A 1675-nucleotide genomic window follows, 5' to 3' on the forward strand; every position below is an offset into this window, starting at 1 on the left:
CCCTCTTCGTAATTCTCTTTGGTAGCCATTACTATATAAGCGCCTTTTTCACAAGCACTGTCCATGTCAAAATTCCCCATAGAATCGGCTATGCCTTTAGCGACAACCTCACCTTGTGCATTTTTAATACTAACGACTGCACCCGGTAATATTTCTTTTGTTTTTTCATCTTTTACTATGCCTTCAATAGCGGTATAGCAGTCAAAATCTAAAGCTTTTGTTTCTGTAAAGCTGTAGATATCATCACTCCCCATTCCTTCGGCTCTATTGGATGCAAAATAGCCTTTTTTAGTACTCTCATTAATGATGTATGAAAAATCATCCTGCTCACTATTTAAAGGCTCGCCTAAGTTTTTAACCTGTGTCGTTTCCAATTGCTCTAAATCAATTCCAAACACATCTAAACCACCTAAACCAGGATGCCCATCAGAAGCAAAGTATAAGATATTGTCTTTGGTTACAAAAGGAAAGGTTTCTCTAGCTTCTGTATTTACTGTAGTCCCTAAGTTTGTAGGCATACCATACGAACCATCTTGAAGGATATTCACATAATAAATATCAGAAGCTCCATTAGTACCCGGCATATCGGATGCAAAGTAGAGTTTTGTTTCATCAGGACTTAAAGTAGGGTGCGCTGTAGAATAGTCATCACTATTAAAAGGTAATTCTACAACATTGGTCCATACATTATCTTCTAAGGTAGACTTGTAGAGTTTTAATCGACTCACTCCCTCATCATCTCTATTGAAACTACCATTCTTAAAATTGTTTCTCGTAAAATACATGGTTTGCCCATCTTTGGTGAAAACAGGAGAAGACTCATGTGCTTTTTTATTGACTTTTTTAGAGAGCTTCTCAGGGGTAGAAAACCCATCAGTATCTGTAACGGATGCTTTATACAGGTTTAAGAATGCTTTTCTATTCCATAGGTGTACACTCTTGGTTACAGTACCAGAATCTCTAGCTGATGAAAACACCAATTCATTGTCATAAAAAGCAGGAGAGAAATCAGATTCTTTGGAGTTGATCGAAAGACTCTTTACATTGTACCTTCCTGAGTTGTCTTTAATAACTTCTAAATAATCTTTTTTCTCACTAAAGTTTGTCGCCCGTAAGTCACTCGCTTTTGCTTGTTCAAACTTTTCCATCCACTGGTCAGATTCCTCATAATGTTTGGTAGATTTTAAAGTCTGTGCATACCTATATAAATATTCAGGATCAACGGTGGTGTTTTCTAAAGCAAAGAGTTTAGCGTACCATGCTGATGCTTCATCATAGTTGGCATTCATGTAATTGGCATCACCAAGGTTTTTATACACTTCTTCAGAAGTATTACCGTCTTCAATTAACTCTTCATAAGAAGCAATAGCATCAGAATAATCTAAACTATTGAATTTTGTATTGGCTTTAACCACTTGTCGTTCTTGCGCCTGAAGACTCAAACCAATAAAAGACGTACAGATGATTAGATGTGTTAATTTTAATTTCATAAATCTTATTTTTAGAAGAATCTAGGCGTAATTACTTTTTTGTATCGGGTTAAAAACTCATAACGTAAAAAGACCTCAAAAGAACCATCATTAAATTGTGTTGCCCCTAAATCAGTTACTTCTCTATCATAAGCTAGCCCCAGCATCAACTGTTCTGATATTTGAAAACCTGCTAATAAACTCAC

2 protein-coding genes are annotated in these 1675 nt (G+C 35.9%); both read right to left on the minus strand.

The features are described from left to right. The coding region (locus KO500_RS12380) for a flagellar motor protein MotB (RefSeq protein WP_215956866.1) at nt 1-1490 on the minus strand (1490 nt) is incomplete at its 3' end. An 11-nt stretch (nt 1491-1501) separates the two neighbouring features. Beyond that, nucleotides 1502-1675: type IX secretion system membrane protein PorP/SprF (locus KO500_RS12385; RefSeq protein ID WP_215956867.1), on the minus strand; the 174-nt coding region annotated here is incomplete at its 5' end.

This window comes from Cellulophaga baltica (assembly GCF_018861125.1).
Classification (GTDB): Bacteria; Bacteroidota; Bacteroidia; order Flavobacteriales; family Flavobacteriaceae; genus Cellulophaga; species Cellulophaga baltica_A.